We start from the raw sequence: 15486 nt of genomic DNA, 5'->3' as shown, positions 1-15486 counted from the left end.
AGCAGCTGATCGCCAAGCTGGGCCGAGCGGTGCCGACCAAGCTCATCGAGCTGGCCGGTCTGGGTAGGACGCTGAAGAAGAGGGCGGCGGACATCCTGGCCTACTTCGACCGACCCGGCACCTCCAACGGACCCACCGAGGCCATCAACGGTCGACTCGAGCACCTACGCGGATCCGCCTTGGGCTTCCGGAATCTCACCAACTACATCGCTAGGTCCTTGCTCGAGAGTGGAGGATTCAAGCCCCGTCTACACCCTCGATTGTGAAGAGCCTGCAAACGGCCCACCGAGGACGAAGGCCCCGGAACCACACGGTTCCGGGGCCTTCGGCGTTCCCGGGCTGGTCCCCACTCACCCGTTGGGGGCGGTTTCGGGCGGTATCCACGCCGAATACCGCCCGAAACCGCCCCCAAACGCCGCGGGGTGGGCCGGGCGCAGGGCCGCCCGCCCGACGCCGGCCCTCACGGCTTGACGCACACCACCGGGACGCGCGCCTCGAGGATGATCTGCTGCGCGGCCGATCCCAGCAGCAGCTTGCCCACGGGGGAGCGGTGCTTCACGCCCACCACGATCCGGCTCGCGCCCACGCGCTCGGCGTGCTCGAGCAGGTCGCCGACGGCGTCCCGGCCGCGCTCCTGGGCGTGCGCCACGGACGCGACGACGCCGGCCTCGCGCGCCTCCGCCTCGTCCGGCTCGGTCCCGTCGAGGGAGAACCAGACCACGTCCTCTCCGCGCAGGGCTGCCTCGGCCAGGGCGGCCCGCCAGGCCGCGGCGCTCTCGGGGGTGCTGGTTCCGGTGCTGATGATCGTCATGGGGACCACTGTGCGTCATGGACGCGGCCCCCGTCACCACCCGGACCGGTTGTCGTCGGTCACTCTGCGGACGCAGAGTGCACGCCGCCCCGCCCCACTGCTACCGTGACCTCCACCACTCGCACCTGTCCCCGGCGCCACTCCCTGGCGGCGGGGTGTCTCTGTTAGGAACCGCCATGTCCTCCACCTCCCCCGACGGCCCCCCGCGCCGACGCACGGGGATCGGCCGGATCGTCTTCAGTGTGATCGCGGTGCTCACCGTGCTCGCGGCCTCCGCCTTCTCCATCCGCTCGGCCTCGGGAGGCAACGACATCCGCACCAACCTGACCCTCATCGCCCCCGCGGCCGCCGGCGGCGGCTGGGACTCGTTCCAGCGCGAGCTGCAGCAGGCCATGCGCGTCAACGGGCTCGTGAACAACGTCCAGGTGGTCAACATTCCCGGCGCCGGTGGCAACATCGCCCTCGGTCAGCTGACCACGCTCGAGGACGCGAACAACCTCATGGTGGGCGGCACCGGCCAGATCGCCGCCCACGCGGCCCGTGGCACCGGCCCCGAGCTCTCCCAGGTCACCGCGGTCAGCCGCGTCGTCGAGGAGTACAGCCTCGTGGTGGTCCCGGCGGACTCGCCGTACCAGAGCATGGACGACCTGGTGACCGCCTGGCGCGCCGACCCCGCCCACGTGGCGTGGACCGGCGGCGGCTCCTTCGACCAGCTCGTCATGGCGGACATCGCCCGCACGGCCGACGTGCCGGTCGCGGACACCACCTACATCCCGTCCGACGGCGGCGGCGAGGCCATCCAGGCCCTGCTCAACGGCACCGCCCAGGCCTCCGCCGGCGGCTTCGCGGACATCTACCCGCAGGTCGAGGCCGGCCGACTGCGCGCCCTCGGCGTGGTGGCGGCCGAGCCGCTGGCCGGCGTCGAGGAGATCCCGACCCTGCGCTCCCAGGGCTACGACGTCACGCTCACCAACTGGCGCGCCCTGTTCGTGCCCCCGGGCGTCTCCGCGGAGGAGCGCACCGAGCTCGAGGCCCTCATCGCCGAGGCGGTCGACACCCCCGAGTGGAAGGAAGCGGTGCAGCGCAACTACTGGAACCCCGTGCCCCTCTCCGGCGCCGAACTCGAGGAGTTCATCGCCGCCGAGAAGGAGCGCATCGGCACGCTGACGGAGGAGATCAAGTGAGCCACGCATCCACCGTCCCCCCCGCCGCCGACGCCCCCTCCCGCTGGGGACGCGCCGCCGGGCTCTCCGCGCTCGTCATGCCGGCCGTGCTGGCCGCGTTCAGCCTCTACCTGCTGCTGGGATCCCTGGCCATGGACACCGAGGGCGCCGACTTCCCCGGCCCGGACTTCTTTCCGCTGATCCTCGCGGTCGCGGGCCTCGTGATCGCCGCCGCGCTCGCGGTGGAGGTCGTGCGCGTGCGCCAGTCCCCCGAGGGTCAGGCCGACGCGGACGGCGAGATCGGCCAGGCGGCCGGTCCGCTGACCCTGTTCCACTCGGACTTCGGCGCGCTGGCCTGGTGCTTCCTCGGCTTCCTCGCGTTCGCCGTCCTGCTGCCCTGGCTGGGGTGGATCCTCGCCGGGGCGCTGCTGTTCTGGTGCGTCACGCGGGCGTTCGGCGCCCCGCATCCCGTGTTCGACATCCTCGTCGCCCTGTTCGTCTCCTCGCTGGCCTACCTCGGCTTCGCGGTGGCCCTGGGCCTGACCCTGCCCTCGGGCATCCTGGGAGGTGGCTTCTGACATGGAGACCCTCGGACTCCTCATGGAGGGCTTCGCCGGAGCCCTCACCCCCATGAACCTGCTCTGGGTGGTGCTGGGCTGCCTGCTCGGCACCGCGGTCGGCGTGATGCCCGGTCTCGGCTCCTCGATGGCCGTGGCCCTGCTGCTGCCCATGACCTTCGCCCTCGAGCCCACCGCCGCGTTCATCATGTTCTCCGGCGTGTACTTCGGCGGCCTCTTCGGCGACTCCACCATGGCCATCCTCATGAACACCCCCGGCCAGGCCTCGGCCATCGCCTCCACGTTCGAGGGCCACCGCATGGCTCAGGACGGCCGGGCGGCCCAGGCCCTGGCGACGGCGGCGCTCGGCGCCTTCATCGGCGGCATGGTGGCCTCGGTGTGCGTCGTGTTCCTCGCCCCCGTGCTGGCGGAGTTCTCCACGAGATTCGGCCCCGCGGAGTACTTCGCGCTCGCGCTCTTCGCGTTCGTGGCCACCTCCTCGGTGGTCGCGGACTCGGTGCTGCGCGGCCTGGCCTCCCTGGTGCTGGGACTGGGCATCGCCGTCGTCGGGATCGATGCGGTGACCGGCGCCGAGCGCTTCACGATGGGCTCCCCGCAGCTGTTCGACGGCATCCCGCTCGTGACCGTCACGGTGGCGATCCTCGCGCTCGGCGAGGTGTTCCACGTGGCCTCCCGGGTGCGCCGCGAGCACGAGGACCTGCGCATCCGCCGCACCGGCCGGCCGTGGCTGTCGGGCGCCGAGTTCCGCGAGGCCGCCCCGGCGTGGCTGCGCGGCACGGCGATCGGCCTGCCGTTCGGCATCGTGCCGGTGGGCGGCTCCGAGGTGCCGACGTTCCTGGCGTACTCGGCCGAGCGGCGCCTGGACCGGCGCCGGGCGCATCCGCAGTTCGGCCGCGGCGCGATCCGCGGGCTGGCGGCCCCCGAAGCCGCGGGCAACTCGACCACCGGCATGGCGATGGGTGCCCTGCTCACGCTCGGCCTGCCCGTCTCCGCGACGGCGGCCATCATGCTGGCGGCGTTCCGCCAGTACGGGCTGCAGCCCGGCCCCCTGCTGTTCGACCGCAGCCCGGACCTCGTGTGGGCGCTGCTGGCGAGCTTCTTCATCGCGATGGTCGTGCTGCTGGCGATCAACCTGCCGTTCGCGCAGCTGTGGGCCAAGCTCCTGCTCATCCCGAAGCACTACCTCTATGCGGGGATCACGCTGTTCTGCGGGCTGGGCATCTACGCCACCACGGGCGCGGTGTTCGACCTGCTGATGCTCCTGGGGATCGGCGTGCTGGGCTTCCTGATGCGGCGGTACGGCTACCCGCTGGCGCCGCTGATGATCGGCATGGTGCTCGGCCCGCTCGCGGAGACCAGCCTGCGCGACGCCCTGCTCAGCTCGGTGGGCGACCCGGCCGTGCTCGTCTCCACCCCCATCACGTGGGTGATCTACGGGATCCTCGTGCTCGTGGTGGCGTTCTCCGTGCGGGCCGCCGTCGTGCGCCGGACGCGCCAGGACGTGTGAGCGGAGGAGGGATCCACGTCCCCCGAGGCAACGCGGGTTGAGTTGTCACCGGTGTGCGGCCTCCGCACCCGTGACAACTCAACCCGCGTTTCTGGTGGGCGGCGGCCCCGCTCAGTAGTGGTACGTGTCCGACGGCGCCGTGATCGCGTTGTCCTGGTCCGGGTACCGCGTGGAGCGCACCCCGAACGCGGTGGCCAGCCCGAGGATCTTCTCCGCGCGCGCCTTGCGGGGCAGGTCGGAGCCGTTGCGGATCTCGCCGCCGTCGGCCTCGAAGTCCGCGAGGAACTCGTGGGCCCACGCCAGCTCCTCCTGGGACGGGCTGAGCCCCTCGTTCACGGCCGCGCACTGCTCCGGCGCGAGGCACAGCTTGCCGGTCATGCCGAACTCCGCGGTCACCGCCGTCGCCTCGGCGAGCTTCACGCCGGTGGAGCCCACGGTCGGCCCGTCGATCGCGCCCGGCAGCCCCGTGGCCCGCGCCGCGATCGTGAACTGGGACCGCGTGTACGCCAGCGCCTGCGGCGACTCGCCCAGGCCGGTGTCGCGGCGGAAGTCGCCGATCCCGAAGGCCAGCCGGAACGTGCCCTTCGCGGCGGCGATCGAGTCGATCCGCTGCAGCCCGCGCGCCGTCTCCACGAGCGCCACGACGGGCACCCCGGGCAGCCGCCGGGCGGTCTCGTTCACGTGGTCCGTGGACTCCACCATCGCCAGCACGACGCCGGCCAGGCCGCCCTCGGCGACCGGCCCGCCCAGGTGCGCGGGCAGGGCCGCGGCGAGCGCCTCGACGTCCTGCTCCCACCACCGCGAGCCGTAGCCGTTGAGCCGCACCCAGCCGGTGTGCCCGGAGGTCAGCCAGGCGACGGCGTCCGCGCGGGCCTGGTCCTTGTCCTTGGGGGCCACGGCGTCCTCGATGTCGAGGATGACGATGTCCGCGGCCGAGTCCTCGGCGGGCTGGAACCGTTCGGGCTGGGCGGCGTTGACCAGCAACCAGGAGCGGGCGAGCTCCGGATCGATGCGCTGGCCGGGCACGGGCTGGAACGCGGGGGAGGGGGTGATCGCGGCGGGCAGGGTCACGGTCATGAGGGGCTCCTTCACGGGGCTGGGGCGTCGGGCCGAGGTCGCGGGCGGGGTGCCTCGCGCGGCGGACGGCCGGGGGACGGACCAGGTGGGCCCTGAGCGAGCGGCGTCGGTTCGACGCCGAAGGGCGCCGCGGGTGTGCGGCGCGTCCACAGCACAGTACACGCCACCGTGTCCGACGTCACCCGGGTGGGCGTGGATCTCGGCTGAGAAGGGGTGACGGGTGCGGGGGGAGCGCGTAGCGTTCATCGCGGTCCGGACGGCGTCGGCCGCGCAATGGGGCGCGGCCCTCCGCGCGTCGGTCGGGCCGCGACACATTCCTTCCCACCGGACCACGAGGACGCTCAATGACGAGGATCCCCGCCGAGGACGAGGCCGTGACGGCGCCGTCCTCCCCGCTCGACAACGCCCTGGCCCAGCTCTCCGCCGCCGTGAAGACGCTCGGCTACGACGAGGGCCTGCACCAGATGCTCGCCGCCCCCCGCCGCGAGATGGCCGTCTCCATCCCCCTGCGCCGCGACGACGGCTCCACCGAGGTGCTCCGCGGCTACCGCGTGCAGCACAACTTCTCCCGCGGCCCGGCCAAGGGCGGCGTGCGCTTCAGTCAGGACGTGGACCTGGACGAGGTCCGCGCGCTGGCCATGTGGATGACCTGGAAGTGCGCCCTGCTGGACGTGCCCTACGGCGGCGCCAAGGGCGGGGTGACCATCGACCCCCGCCAGTACTCGAAGGCCGAGCTCGAGCGCGTCACCCGCCGCTACACCTCCGAGATCCAGCCGATCATCGGCCCCGAGGTGGACATCCCCGCCCCGGACGTGGGCACGGACGAGCAGACCATGGCCTGGATGATGGACACCTACTCGGTGAACGTCGGCCACACCACGCTCGGCGTGGTCACCGGCAAGCCCGTCTCGCTCGGCGGCTCGCTGGGCCGCGCCTCCGCCACCTCGGCGGGCGTGGTCCACGTGGCGCTCGCCGCGCTCGAGCACCTCGGCATCGAGCCGTCGCAGGCGACGGCGGCGGTCCAGGGCTTCGGCAAGGTCGGCGCCGGCACGGTCGAGCTGCTCGAGGCGGCCGGCGTGAAGGTCGTGGCCGTGTCCGACCAGTACGGCGCCGTGCGCGACGACGAGGGCCTGCACTACGACGCCCTGCAGAAGCAGCTCTGGGACACCGGCTCCGTGAAGGACACCCCCGGCACCGAGCCCATGGACGCGGACGAGCTGCTCGAGATGGACGTGGACCTCGTGGTCCCGGCCGCCGTGCAGTCCGTGCTGACCGAGGAGAACGCCCCGCGCGTGCGCGCCCGGCTGGTCGTGGAGGGCGCCAACGGCCCCACCACGGGCGAGGCCGACCGCATCCTCGAGGAGAAGGGCGTCCTGGTCGTCCCGGACATCCTGGCCAACGCCGGCGGCGTGATCGTCTCCTACTTCGAGTGGGTCCAGGCGAACCAGGCCTACTGGTGGAGCCGCGAGGAGGTGGACGAGCGCCTGAAGCGGCGCATGGTCGCCGCATGGAAGGCGGTGCTGGCCACCTCCGAGAGCCGCCGCGTGAGCCTGCGCGAGGCCGCCACCCTGACCGCTGTCCAGCGCGTGGCCGAGGCCCACCGCACCCGCGGCCTCTACCCGTGACGGGGGGCGGCCCCGCCGCCTGACCCCGTCCGGCCGCCCGAGCGCGGCCCCGCTGCCCGACCGCGGGCCGACGGCCCGGAACCCCGGAGGTTCCGGGCCGTCGTCGTGGGCGGACGCGGCCTGATGTGCCCCCGGACCGTGACCTCCGTCTCTATTTCGAATTTTGACGATCAAGCGTGGACGGCCTGCCCGGATGATGTTTGAATTTGAAACAAGTTCGGAGGCCGAGGAGCCGCCGCCCCCGCCGCGGCCCACCCCGGACACACCAGACAGACCCGCTTCAGAAGGAGCACCCCATGCACGCCATCACCACCGGCACCTGGAATCTCGACGCCGCCCACTCGGACGTCGACTTCGTCGTCCGCCACGCGGGCATCTCCAAGGTCCGCGGCACCTTCCACGCCGTGGAGGGCCAGCTCGCCATCGCCGAGCAGTTCGCCCAGTCCTCCGTCGACGTGACCGTCGACGTCGCCTCCATCAGCACCAAGAACGAGGGCCGCGACGGCCACCTGCGCTCCGACGAGTTCTTCGACGTGGAGCAGTTCCCCACCATGACCTTCCGCTCCACCGAGGTCCGCGGCGAGCCCGAGGAGTTCACCCTGGTCGGCGAGCTGACGCTGCACGGCGTCACCCAGACCGTGGAGCTCGAGGCCGAGTTCGGCGGCCAGGACAAGGACCCCTTCGGCGCGACCCGCGTGGGCTTCGAGGCCACGGGCGAGATCTCCCGCAAGGACTTCGGCCTGACCTGGAACGCGGCCACCGAGGCCGGCGGCCTCCTGGTCTCGGACAAGGTGAAGCTCGAGATCGGCGCCGCCTTCGTGCTGCCCGAGGCCGACGCCCAGGCCTGAGCCTGAGCCGACCTCGCGCGGCGAGACCGGGTCCCTCGATGAGGGGCCCGGTCTCCTCGTAGGGTGGGGCCCATGATGGCTTCGAAGACCCCGCACCAGAACGTCACGTTCGACCTGCCCACCAAGGACGCCGGCCAGGACGGCGACCGGACGGGCCACGGCTACCTCGCGCTGCCCGCCGCCGGGAAGGGCCCCGGCGTGATCGTGATCCAGGAGTGGTGGGGTCTGGTGGACCACATCAAGGACGTGTGCGACCGCCTCGCCGACCTCGGCTTCGTCGCGCTCGCCCCGGACCTCTACGGCGGCTGGATCGCGCACGACGGCGACGAGGCCGGCGAGATGATGCAGAACCTGCCCGCCGAGGAGGGCGCCCGTCAGCTGGCCGGCGCCGTCGACTGGCTGCTCGCCCGGGACGAGGTGACCTCGCAGACCGTGGGCGCGATCGGCTTCTGCATGGGCGGCGGCTTCGTGCTCGCCCTCGCGGCCCAGCAGGGGGACAAGGTCTCCGCCGCCGTGCCGTTCTACGGCGTGGGCCAGGGCGTGCCCGGCGACTTCTCCGGCGTCACCGCCGCCGTCCAGGGCCACTACGCCGAGCAGGACGACTCCTTCCCCGTCGAGGATGCGCGGAAGCAGGAGCAGCAGATCCGTGAGGAGTCCGGGGCCGACGTCGAGTACTTCTACTACGACGCCCCGCACGCCTTCCACAACGACGAGAACCCCCAGGGCAACCACCGGCCCGAGGCCGCGGCCCTCGCCTGGGACCGCGCCGTCTCCTTCCTGAAGGAGAAGGTCCGCTGAGCGGCTCCCGTGGCGGCCGGGGCGGGAAGTCCCGCGCGAGCAGGGGCGGCCCCGCCCGGTCCACCCGCTCCGGCGGGCGCGGCGTGGCCAAGGGCGTGAAGCCCGCGGGCCGTGCCGGGGGCGAGGGCCGGCGTCGTCCCGCGCCCGCGCCGCCGGCCGACCTGCCCGTCCCGCCCGAGACCCTCTTCCTGGCCACCATCCCCGGGGCCACGCCGTCCACGTGGGTGGAGCGGTTCACCACGCGCCAGCGCACGGTGCAGCTCGTCAACCACGACGACGCGGCCCAGCTGGCCCACCTCGCCCACGACGACGCCGGTCAGCCCCGCCACTTCCTGCCGCAGCTGGGCTACGTGCGGCGCCGGCGCGACGTGTCCGCCGAGGAGTTCCTGCGCGCCGGCGACGTCGACCCGCGGCACGTGCACCTCGTGGGCGTCTACTCCGAGCTGCCGGTGGTGTGCGTGGGCAGGGACCACCTGCTCGCCGCGTGGGACGTGGACGCGGACGGCCCGGTGCCGCCCGCCGAGCTCGACCCGGACGAGGAGCTGGATCCCGCCCGCTTCGCCCCGGCCCCCAGCGCGGAGCCGATGGACGCCGCCGAGCTGCCCGGCGCGGGCGAGCGGATGGCCCTGGAGATCGCCGCGTCCGGCGCCGGCCACGTCGTGCTGCCGATGTCCGTGGCCCGCATGTTCGGCCGCAAGGACGTGATCGTGCTGCCGCTGGCCTCCACCCTCGACGACACCGTGGGCCTGTCCCGCGCCGACCGCGAGGCCGCCGCCACGCGGTCCGCGCTCGCGGACGAGCAGGCGCGGGCCCAGGCCGAGGCGGGCGCCGCCGTCGTCGATGGGGCGGATCCCGCGGGTCAGGGCGACGACGACGCCCGCCACCCCGGCTGGGACGTCGCCCTGGCCTGGCTCAAGGCGGCCGACTCGGAGCTCGTGCAGGCGTTCGTGGGGGTGGCGCGCGGGCGGCGGGGCGCCAGCTCGCGCTGAGGGCGGGCGCGCCTATGCTCGGAATGAGCCGCATCACACTCAAGGAGGGCGCATGTCCGAGCATCAGCAGCACGTCGGCCGCCGGGACCCCCGGATCAGCGACGAGGCCATCGAGCGCGGCCGCCGCGCCCACGAGCTCGACCGCGCGCACGTGTTCCACTCGTGGAGCGCGCAGCGCGACCTCACACCCATGACCATCCTCGACGCCGAGGGGTCGTGGGTGTGGGACGGCGAGGGTCGGCCCATGGTCGACTTCAGCGGGCAGCTCGTCTTCACGAACGTCGGCCACCGCCACCCGAAGATCGTGGCCGCGATCCGGGAGCAGGCCGAGACGCTCGCCACCGTGGCCCCGCAGCACGTCAACGACGCCCGGTCCGAGGCGGCCCGGCTGATCACGGAGCGGCTGCCGGAGTCCATCAACCACGTGTTCTTCACGAACGCGGGCGCGGAGGCCAACGAGCACGCGGTGCGGATGGCACGCCTGCACACGGGCCGGCACAAGGTGCTCTCCGCGTACCTCTCGTACCACGGCGCCACGCGCCTGACGGCGAACCTGACCGGCTCCCTGCGGCGCGTGGGCTCGGACTCGGCGTCCGACGGCGTCGTGCACTTCCAGCCCGCGTACACGTACCGCTCCGCGTTCGGCTCGGAGAGCGACGAGCAGGAGGCCGAGCGCGCGCTGGCCCACCTGCGCGACGTGATCGAGCTCGAGGGCCCCTCCACCGTGGCCGCCGTGATCCTCGAGGCCGTCCCCGGCACCGCGGGCATCTTCCTGCCGCCGCCCGGCTACATGGCCGGCGTCAAGGAGCTGTGCCGTGAGCACGGGATCCTGCTGATCATCGACGAGGTCATGGTCGGCTTCGGCCGCGTGGGCGAGTGGTTCGGCCACCAGCTGACGGGCGTCACCCCGGACATCGTCACGTTCGCCAAGGGGGTCAACTCCGGGTATGTGCCGTTGGGCGGCGTCGCCATGAGCGACGACGTCTACGAGAGCTTCGCGACCACGCCCTACCCCGGCGGCCTGACCTACTCGGGCCACCCCCTCGCGTGCGCGGCCGCCGTCGCCGCGATCACCGCGATGGAGGAGGAGGGCATGGTCGCCCACGCGAAGCGCATCGGCGAGGAGGTCATCGGGCCGCGCCTGGCCGAGATCGCCGCGGCCCACCCGAGCGTGGGCGACGTGCGCGGCGCCGGCGCGTTCTGGGCCGTCGAGCTGGTGAAGGACCGGCAGACCCGGGAGCGGCTGGCCCCGCTCGGTCAGGTCGCGCCCGTGATGGGGCGGATGATGGCCGAGGCCAAGGACCGCGGGCTGCTGCTGTTCATGGCCGAGAACCGGTTCCACCTGTGCCCGCCGCTGAACATCTCGGACGAGGACCTGCGCTTCGGCCTCGACGTGCTCGACCAGGTCCTCGCCCTCGCCGACGAGGAGGTCGCGGCCGGCTGACGGGACCCGCCCCCCAGCCCCGCCCGGCCCCGCCCCAGTCCGCCCACCCCGCGTTTTCGAACGTGAAAGGGGGGTTCTCAGCGCTTTCGGTCGTGAGATTGGCCCTATCTCACGACCGAAAGTGCGCGTGGCGCGGGATCGGGGTCAGCCGAGTTGGCCGGCCTCCGAGGCCTCGAACTGCTCCTCGTCCTCGGGCACCGGCTCGGTGCCGCGGGCGCGGGCGATCGCCGTCATGAGGTGGTACACCACCAGGGCGGCGACCGTGCCGAGCGTGATGCCGCCGAACACGAGCCCGCTGACCACGAGCTGGGGGTCGGCGATCGCGATGATCAGGCCCGCACCCGCCGTCATGAGGTTCACGGTGTTGGAGAAGTCCACGCGGTTCTGCACCCAGATGCGCACGCCCATCATGCCGATCATCCCGTAGAGGATGATGCCCGCGCCGCCGGCCACCCCGGCCGGGATGGTGGCGACGGCGGCCCCGAACTTCGGCAGGAACGCGAGGGCGATCGCGGTCAGGCCGGCCACCCAGTACGCCGCCGTCGAGTAGACGCGCGAGCTGGCCATCACGCCGATGTTCTCCGCATACGTGGTGGTGCCGACGCCGCCGCCCGCGCCGGAGAGCATGGTGGACAGGCCGTCCGCGATCAGGGCACGGCCGGTGAGCGGGTCCAGGTCGCGCTTGGTCATCAGCCCGACGGTCCTGACATGGCCGATGTTCTCCGCGACCAGCACGAGCACGACGGGCAGGAACAGGGGCAGCAGGTCCCAGCGCAGCTCCGGGCCGTGGAAGGGCGGCAGCCCGATCCAGGCGGCCTCCCCGACGGCGGCGAAGTCCACCTGGCCCTGCGCGAGGGCCAGCACGTAGCCCACCACGATGCCCACGAGGATGGACAGGCGGCCCAGGAGCCCCCGGAACGTCACGGCCGTGAGCACCACCGCCAGGGCCGTGCCGAACGTGGTGACCGGCACCTCCTGCATGGCCGTCGTCGTGGCGCCGGCGAGGTTGAGGCCGATCAGGGCCACGATCGTGCCCATCACCGCCGGCGGCATGAGCGCGTGGATCCACCCGGTGCCGGCGCGGTGCACGATCGCGCCGATCACCGTGAGCAGCAGGCCCGTCACCAGGATGCCGCCGAGCGCGGCCCCCGTGCCGCCGATCGCGGCGGCGGCCGTCAGGGGTGCGATGAACGCGAACGAGCTGCCCAGGTACGAGGGCAGGCGGTTGCCCGTGATGACCAGGAAGAGCAGGGTGCCCAGGCCGGAGAAGAGCAGCGCCGTCGTCGCGGGCATGCCGGTCAGGGCGGGCACGAGCACGGTGGCGCCGAACATGGCCATCACGTGCTGCACGCCGATGCCCACGGTCCGGGGCCAGCTCAGCCGCTCGTCCGGGGCGACGACGGTGCCCGGGGTGATGGTGCGGCCGTCGCCGTGGAGGCGCCAGCCGGCGCCGCGCGAGGGCCGGGTGGGGGTGGGGGACATGGCCGCCTGCCGAGGGGTCGGGGATGGGGGTGTCGGGCGTTTCTCGGGGGCCTGGAAGCCTGCGCACAGCCCCGGTTCCGCGCCGGTGATTAGGGTACCGTGGGGCGCGTGGCTCAGTACTGTGGTGTGATCGGAGAGGCGCTCGTCGACGTCGTGGTCTCGGACACCGCGACCCCCCGCGTGCACGTCGGGGGCAGCCCCCTGAACGTGGCCGTGGGCCTGAGCCGGCTGGAGCGGCCCGTCCTGTTCGCCGGCCGCCTCGGCCGCGATGCGCACGGGGACATGATCGCCTCGCATCTGCGGGAGAACGGCGTGCGCTGCCTGCTCGAGCCGGATGCCGCCGCCACCTCCGTGGCCACCGCCCGCCTGGACCCCACGGGCGCCGCCAGCTACGAGTTCGAGCTGGACTGGACGCTGCCGCCCGCCGCCGCGCTCGCCCGGGACTTCGACGACGCCGCCGGCGGCCCGCTGCACCACATGCATGCCGGCTCCATCGCCACCATGCTCGCCCCCGGCGACGCCGAGGTGATGGCCCTGCTCGAGCGGATCTCCGCGGTCACGACCATCAGCTACGACCCCAACGTGCGGCCCACGATCGTGCCGGACCGGGCGTTCGCCCGCGCCCGCGCGGAGGAGTCCGTGCGGCTGGCGGACGTGGTGCACGCCTCGGACGAGGACATCGCGTGGCTGTACCCGGACCGCCCGCTGCGCGAGTCGCTGCAGGCGTGGCAGCAGATGGGCCCGGCGTTCGTGGTGATGACCCGCGGCGCCGAGGACATCGTGGCCGTCACCGCGCACGGCGTGGTGGAGCGCCCGATCGTGCCCGTGGACGTCGCGGACACCGTGGGCGCCGGTGACTCGTTCACCGCCGCCCTGCTCGCCGCCCTCGACGACCGCTCCCTGCTCGGCGCCGCGAACCGCGGCCGCCTGCACGCGATGGACCCGGCCGACGTCGAGTCGGTGCTGATCTACGCCTCCCGCGCGTCGGCGATCACGGCTTCCCGCCCGGGGGCGGACCCGCCCACGCGGGCCGAGCTGGCGGACTGATCCCACGCCCGCCCGTCCCCGCACGAATCTGTTGCGCATCCGACCCTTCCGGCGGGCGGGGACGCCCCCAGAAGGGTCAGAGACGCAGCCGATCCCGGCCGCCTCAGAGCAGGCCCAGCCCTCGCACGGCGTCGCGCTCGGCCTCCAGCTCGGCGACGGTCGCGGCCAGCCGCCCGCCCTCACCCGGCAGCACGGACTCGTCCGGCTCCAGCCCCGGCACGATCCGCCACGCGGTGCCGCCGTCGGAGGTCACGGGGAACGAGCTGATCAGCCCCTCCGGCACCCCGTAGGAGCCGTCCGAGACCACCGCGGCCGACGTCCGGCGCGGCGCACCGTCCGCGTCCACACCGGTGCCGAGGGTCCAGTCGCGCATGTGATCGATCGCCGCGGACGCCGCCGACGCCGCCGAGCTCGCCCCGCGCACCTCGATGATCTCCGCGCCCCGCCTCGCCACGCGCGGCACGAACTCCTCGCTCGCCCACACCGGGTCCACCACCTCGAGCGCCGGCCGCCACGTCCCGTCCACCCGCACGCGGGCGTGGGTGAGGTCCGGGAACTGGGTGGCGGAGTGGTTGCCCCAGATCGTCACGCCGGACACGTCCGTCACCGCGACGCCGGCCCGCGCGGCCAACTGCGCCACGGCCCGGTTGTGGTCCAGCCGGGTCAGCGCCGTGAAGCGCGCGGCCGGCACGTCCGGGGCGTGGGCGGCGGCGATCAGCGCGTTGGTGTTGGCCGGGTTCCCGACGACGACGACCCGCACGTCCTGCGCCGCGTGGTCGTTGATCGCCCGGCCCTGAGGCCCGAAGATCCCGCCGTTCGCCTCGAGCAGGTCGCCGCGCTCCATGCCCTTCGTGCGCGGCCGCGCGCCGACGAGCAGCGCGTGCTGGACCCCGTCGAAGGCGCGGGCCGGGTCGTCCGTGACCTCCACGTCGGCCAGCAGCGGGAAGGCCGCGTCGGCGAGCTCCATGGCGGTGCCCTCCGCGGCGCCCAGGGCGGCCGGGATCTCGAGCAGGCGCAGCCGGACCGGGGTGTCCGGGCCGAGCATCCCGCCGGCGGCGATGCGGAAGAGCAGCGCGTAGCCGATGTTGCCGGCGGCGCCGGTGACGGTGACCGTGCGGGGCGTCGTCGACGCGGGGTCCGGGGCGGTGTCCTGTGCGGTGGTCTGCTGTGCGGTGTCCACGCCCCCATCGTGCCCCCGCTCGCCCGCGGAGGACACCCCGGCCCGCCGCACGGCCCCGGCCTAGACTGAGCGCATGCCCGCCCTGCCCCTGCCCTCGCGCCGTCCGCGGATGATCGCGACGGACCTGGACGGCACCATCATCGGGTACCGGCACACGCGGTCGGGGCGCCTGAGCCCGCGCACCATCGCGGCGCTGCGGGACGCCCACGACGCCGGCGTCGAGGTGGTGTTCGTGACCGGCCGTCCCCTCCGCTGGCTCGGCCCGCTGAGCGCGCAGCTCGGCCCCGTCGGCCCGGTGATCTGCTCCAACGGCGCCGTCCTCGTGGACACCGCCACGGACGACGTCCTGATCGCCCACCCCATGCCCGTCGAGGCCGTGTGGACAGCCACGGACCGGCTGCGCGCCCTGGACCGCACCGTGTCCTTCGGCGCCGAGACCCTCGAGGGCTTCTTCTGGGAGCACGCGTTCTCCGAGCGCGCCGAGTTCCGGGCCGAGGTCCACGCGGCGGCCACGCTCGAGGCCGCGCTGCCGGGTCGGCTGGGCGTGGTGAAGCTGCTGGCCCGCTCGGACACCCTGGCCCCGGACGCCTTCCTCGCCGCGGCCCGCGCCGAGCTGGACGAGCTCGTGAGTGCCACGCACTCCGCGCCCGGCATCGCGCTCGTGGAGATGTCCGCCCCGGGCGTGCACAAGGCCGCGACCCTCGCCGAGTTCGCCGCGAGCCGGGGGGTCGCGCCGGTCGACGTCGTCGCGTTCGGGGACATGCCCAACGACCTGGAGATGCTCCAGTGGGCTGGTCTCGGCCTGGCCGTGGCCTCGGGCCATCCGTCGCTGCTGGCCGCGGCGGACGGCGTGGTCGGGGCGTGCGACGACGACGGGGTGGCCGCCACCGTCGAACGCCTGCTGGAGCTGCCCACGGACTGAGCCGCGGGCCGCCCC

The 15486-nt window shown here is 73.6% G+C and carries 15 protein-coding genes; 11 read left to right on the top strand and 4 right to left on the bottom strand.

What is annotated here, in order from left to right:
• Positions 1-266 (top strand): transposase (locus tag KVS67_RS09530; RefSeq protein ID WP_217565288.1); only part of this gene is annotated, 266 nt, incomplete at its 5' end.
• A 194-nt stretch (positions 267-460) separates the two neighbouring features.
• On the opposite strand, the gene KVS67_RS09525 is transcribed toward KVS67_RS09530, so the two are convergent.
• Positions 461-811 carry a universal stress protein gene (locus KVS67_RS09525; RefSeq protein WP_041103511.1) on the bottom strand — a complete coding sequence of 117 codons (351 nt, stop codon included), beginning with the start codon at positions 809-811 and terminating at the stop codon, positions 461-463.
• A gap of 176 nt (positions 812-987) precedes the next feature.
• Here KVS67_RS09525 and KVS67_RS09520 point away from each other — a divergent pair, with 176 nt between their 5' ends.
• The 3 genes from KVS67_RS09520 to tctA are packed head-to-tail and all read left to right on the top strand — an operon-like array spanning position 988 to position 4059.
• On the top strand, positions 988-1995 hold the full coding sequence (locus KVS67_RS09520; protein ID WP_063189188.1) for a tripartite tricarboxylate transporter substrate binding protein: 1008 nt from the start codon (positions 988-990) through the stop codon (positions 1993-1995).
• On the top strand, positions 1992-2552 hold the full coding sequence (locus tag KVS67_RS09515; protein ID WP_036384166.1) for a tripartite tricarboxylate transporter TctB family protein: 561 nt from the start codon (positions 1992-1994) through the stop codon (positions 2550-2552). The genes KVS67_RS09520 and KVS67_RS09515 overlap by 4 nt, the downstream gene beginning before the upstream one ends.
• Position 2553: 1 nt before the next feature.
• Complete coding sequence (gene tctA / locus KVS67_RS09510) at positions 2554-4059, top strand: tripartite tricarboxylate transporter permease TctA (protein ID WP_063189186.1); 1506 nt, start codon at positions 2554-2556, stop codon at positions 4057-4059.
• Between the two features lie 111 nt (positions 4060-4170).
• Here the strand turns inward: tctA and KVS67_RS09505 are convergent, their stop codons facing one another.
• A complete protein-coding gene (locus KVS67_RS09505) occupies positions 4171-5136 on the bottom strand; it encodes a CoA ester lyase (protein WP_051995298.1) in 966 nt (321 codons plus the stop codon).
• A gap of 344 nt (positions 5137-5480) precedes the next feature.
• Between KVS67_RS09505 and KVS67_RS09500 the strand changes: the two genes are divergently transcribed.
• From KVS67_RS09500 to KVS67_RS09480, 5 genes are all read left to right on the top strand, one after another.
• The gene (locus tag KVS67_RS09500) at positions 5481-6761 is read left to right on the top strand and encodes a Glu/Leu/Phe/Val dehydrogenase (protein ID WP_063189184.1); all 1281 of its coding nucleotides are present in this window, start codon (positions 5481-5483) and stop codon (positions 6759-6761) included.
• A gap of 296 nt (positions 6762-7057) precedes the next feature.
• Positions 7058-7609, top strand: a complete 552-nt coding sequence (locus KVS67_RS09495; RefSeq protein WP_063189182.1) for a YceI family protein — start codon at positions 7058-7060, stop codon at positions 7607-7609.
• A gap of 72 nt (positions 7610-7681) precedes the next feature.
• Positions 7682-8407 (top strand): dienelactone hydrolase family protein, encoded by a 726-nt coding sequence (locus KVS67_RS09490; protein WP_063189180.1) that lies wholly within the window; start codon positions 7682-7684, stop codon positions 8405-8407.
• An 83-nt stretch (positions 8408-8490) separates the two neighbouring features.
• Positions 8491-9396, top strand: coding sequence for a hypothetical protein (locus KVS67_RS09485; protein ID WP_036341418.1), 906 nt, complete (start codon positions 8491-8493; stop codon positions 9394-9396).
• A 52-nt stretch (positions 9397-9448) separates the two neighbouring features.
• Positions 9449-10840 carry an aspartate aminotransferase family protein gene (locus KVS67_RS09480; protein WP_036316513.1) on the top strand — a complete coding sequence of 464 codons (1392 nt, stop codon included), beginning with the start codon at positions 9449-9451 and terminating at the stop codon, positions 10838-10840.
• 144 nt (positions 10841-10984) lie between these two features.
• On the opposite strand, the gene KVS67_RS09475 is transcribed toward KVS67_RS09480, so the two are convergent.
• Positions 10985-12322 carry a uracil-xanthine permease family protein gene (locus KVS67_RS09475; RefSeq protein WP_063189176.1) on the bottom strand — a complete coding sequence of 446 codons (1338 nt, stop codon included), beginning with the start codon at positions 12320-12322 and terminating at the stop codon, positions 10985-10987.
• Between the two features lie 126 nt (positions 12323-12448).
• Between KVS67_RS09475 and KVS67_RS09470 the strand changes: the two genes are divergently transcribed.
• On the top strand, positions 12449-13369 hold the full coding sequence (locus tag KVS67_RS09470) for a carbohydrate kinase (RefSeq protein WP_010079702.1): 921 nt from the start codon (positions 12449-12451) through the stop codon (positions 13367-13369).
• Between the two features lie 103 nt (positions 13370-13472).
• On the opposite strand, the gene KVS67_RS09465 is transcribed toward KVS67_RS09470, so the two are convergent.
• Complete coding sequence (locus KVS67_RS09465; RefSeq protein WP_049146380.1) at positions 13473-14549, bottom strand: malate dehydrogenase; 1077 nt, start codon at positions 14547-14549, stop codon at positions 13473-13475.
• Positions 14550-14622: 73 nt separating this feature from the next.
• On the opposite strand from KVS67_RS09465, the gene KVS67_RS09460 reads away from it, so the two are divergent.
• Positions 14623-15471, top strand: coding sequence for an HAD family hydrolase (locus KVS67_RS09460; RefSeq protein WP_036316534.1), 849 nt, complete (start codon positions 14623-14625; stop codon positions 15469-15471).
• Positions 15472-15486: the final 15 nt, after the last annotated feature.

This window comes from Micrococcus sp. GbtcB5 (assembly GCF_019091605.1).
Classification (GTDB): Bacteria; Actinomycetota; Actinomycetes; order Actinomycetales; family Micrococcaceae; genus Micrococcus; species Micrococcus luteus.
Note: the sequence above shows the minus strand (reverse complement) of the source record. Positions and strands in the feature narration are given on the sequence as shown.